Genomic DNA, 3,230 nt, shown 5'->3' with positions numbered 1-3,230 from the left:
GGGTCGCGTGCGCACCGGTCGGGTTCGCACCGGTCGGGTTCGCTCCGGTCTGCCGGGCGTCGGCCGGCTTCGCGTCGCTCGGATTCGCGGCGGTCGACTTCGATTCGACCGACGTCGATTCGCTCGGCGCGGACACCTCGGCCGGGACGGGTTCCAGCGCCGGCCGCGCGGCGGACGGGAGCGCGAGGGGCTCGGGGTGTTGGCGCCCCGCCGACTCCGACTCGCCGGCCCGGGCGAGCCGGAACGGACCGGTCTGCTCGACCGGTTCCTTGGGCCCGGTCGAGCCACGCGTGATCAGGTCCTCCGGCAGGAAGACGATCGCCAGCGTCCCGCCGTACGGCGACGAGCGCAGCGTCACGCTCACACCGAGCCGCTCCGCGAGCTGTGCGACCACGAACAGGCCCAGTCGGACGTCCTCCGCGAGCGCGATCACGTCGAACGCCACAGGCGTGGCCAACTGCCGGTTCAACGACTCGATCTCGTCGTCCGGCAGACCCAGGCCACGGTCCTCGATCTCGACGGCGAGCCCCTTGGCGACCGACACCGCGCGCACGTGCACGGGGGTGTCCGGCGGGGAGAACATCGCCGCGTTCTCGATCAGTTCGGACAGCAGGTGGATCAGGCCGCCCACCGACGGGCCGTTCAGTTCCAGGTCGGTGTCGGCGTACACGTCGACGCGGTGGTAGTCCTCCACCTCGCCGACCGCGCTGCGCACGACGTCGATCAGCGGCACCGGGCGGCTCCACCGCCGGCCCGGCCGGTTGCCGGTCAGCACGACGAGATTCTCCTCGTATCGGCGCAGCCGGGTCGCCAGGTGGTCGATGGTGAACAGTTCGCGCAACAGTTCCGGGTCCTGATGGCGTCGTTCCATCGCATCCAGTTCGCCGATCTGACGGTTCACCAGGGATTGGGTACGCAAAGCGGTGTTGACGAAGACCTTGGCGAAACCCTCGCGCTGACGGGCCAGTTGCACCGCGCCGTCGAGCGCGGCCCGCTGCGCGGTGTTGAACGCCGCCGCGACCTGGCCGATCTCGTCCCGGCCGGTCGGCAGGTCCGGGGCCTCGGTCGCCACGTCCACGTGTTCGCCGCGCTGCAACCGCTCGACCGCGTCGGGCAGTCGACGCGTACCCAGTTCGACGGTGGCGTCCCGCAGCCGGACCAGTCGCTCGCGGACCGAGCGGGTCACGCGCCAGCACAACAGCCCACCGGCCAGTACGAACACGAAGCCCAGGGCGCTGAGGAGGTACACCTGATTCCAGGTGTCGTCGGTCGTCTTCTCGCCGATCGCGAGGACCTGATCGGTGCGCGCGCTGTCGAAGGCCGCGATCTCGCCGACGAGACGATCCAACGTGGAACGCCAGTCAACGAGTTCGCCCGGTACCGGGGTTCCCTGCGCGGTGACCCGGCCGCGCGGCATCGATTGCGCCGGGGTGTCGGCGGCGGCGACGACCGCGAACTCCATGCTGACCAGGTCCAGCCACGCCGGACTGCTCGTGAGGGTCAGGTACATGGGGCGCAGGTCCGCGGGCAGCGACGGGTCGATCTGGTCGTCGTAGGTGTGCCGGCGCACGCCGACGTTTTGGGTGAAGTCCGCGAAGTCCGCGGCGGACAGCTTGCCGCTCGCCTGCGCGTACGTGATCACCGCGTCCTCGCGCGAAAGTGCCTCTCCCGCGCGGAACTGGGCCACCAGCGACTGCCCCGCGAAGGTGTAGTCGGAGTCGGAGGACTGGGAGAGCGCTTGGAACAGCGAGATCTGGTCGGCGATCCGAGTGCTGTAGAAACCGAGCAACCGGTCCCGGTCGGGACTGATGCCGCTGTCGATGGTGCGGCGCTGGTCGGTGAGCTTGGCAAGGCCGGTGAGGATCTCGTGGGACCGGCGGACCGCGTTACCCGGGGTCTCCCGCACGGTGCTGTCGGTGAATTTGGTGAACTGGACCACGCTCGCGTCCGTCTTGGCCCGTTGTGCGCCCAGCGCACTGGTCGCCTGGGGTGACGGCGCCGCCAACCACGCGGCGGTCAGGCGACGTTCGATCTGAAGCGCGACCATGACGTCGTAACCGGGTGTGCCGGCGTTCTGCGCGATCCGGGTCTCGTTGTCCACGTTGCGCGCGTGGTCGACCAAGCGGTAGCTGGTGAAGCCCCACAATGTGACGAGCGCCAGCGAGGGCACCACGGTCAGCAGGATCAGCAGCGTACGGATCGACAGGCCGCGACGGTCCGGCCGGGCTGGTTCCCCGGCCGCCGGTTGCGGTTCCTGGTGCGTGGGTATCGGTTCGTCGGCCCGTGGGGCACGCATCAGTGTTTTCATCGACTTCCCGAGCAGGGCGACCGGCTCCGAAACGCCTGGGTTGCCGCGACCCGGCCGAACGTACCGGCGGCCCACGCGAGAGAATCCACGCAGTCCGCGTGGGTGATTGCCTTCACGCGTACTCGTTACGACACGGATGTCTCGACGCACGGGTCGCGACACGGATGTCACGGCACCTCGGGGGGAGGGCGTCCGCGTGTACGCCATGAGCGGCATCGGTCGACGAATCGCCTACTGGCGGAACCGACGCGGGCTGACCCAGGCCGATTTCGCCCGCCTGATGGGCCGATCGGTGCGCTGGGTCGAGGACGTGGAGACCGGCCACCGGCAGGCCGATCCGCGGTTGTCGCTGCTCACGCACACCAGCGCCGTACTGCACGTCGGGCTCGACCGGTTGCTGCCGGAGGACCTGGGCGGTGCCGGCGAAGCGGGGCCCGACCCGCTCGCGGCGGTGTGTGCGGCGCTGCGGCGCGCCGACATCGGGTACGGGTTCGGCGTCCGCGCGGCCGAGTTCGCAGACGGCGGCCCGGTTCCGGCGCGAGTGCGGCGGGAGTTGGCGTACGGCTGGACCGCGTACGACGCGGGCGACTACCTGTGCCTGGACCGGGTGTTGGTGCCCGTGTTGGCGGCGACGGTCGAGGGGATCGGCGCGACGGGCGCGGCCGGCGCGAGGCGTGTTGCCGGTGCGGCGGGTGTTGCCGGTGCGACGAGCGGGGCCGATGTGACACGTGCCGTGGAAGCAGTCAGCGCCGTCCGCGCCGTCGATGCCGTCGGCGCCGTCGATGTGACGCGAGCCGTCACCGACGTTGCCCCCGTAGGCGGGACACCCGCGCCCGGCCCGGCCGACACCGCGGCCGGCGGCCCCGAGCCGACCGGCCCCGCGTCGGCCGGCCCCGTCGACCGGCAGCTCGCGACGGCCGCC

General features: G+C 71.2%; 2 protein-coding genes. One reads left to right on the top strand and one right to left on the bottom strand.

Features of this window, described 5'->3' with window-relative positions; all coding sequences use genetic code 11:
• Positions 1-2,296, bottom strand: a 2,296-nt coding sequence (locus tag GT354_RS26145) for a sensor histidine kinase (RefSeq protein ID WP_161358827.1), incomplete at its 3' end; no start/stop codon positions are given.
• A 217-nt stretch (positions 2,297-2,513) separates the two neighbouring features.
• On the opposite strand from GT354_RS26145, the gene GT354_RS26140 reads away from it, so the two are divergent.
• On the top strand, positions 2,514-3,230 hold a 717-nt coding region (locus GT354_RS26140; RefSeq protein ID WP_161358828.1), incomplete at its 3' end, for a helix-turn-helix domain-containing protein.

This window comes from Streptomyces sp. SID3343, assembly GCF_009865215.1.
Classification (GTDB): domain Bacteria; phylum Actinomycetota; class Actinomycetes; order Streptomycetales; family Streptomycetaceae; genus Embleya.
Note: the sequence above shows the minus strand (reverse complement) of the source record. Positions and strands in the feature narration are given on the sequence as shown.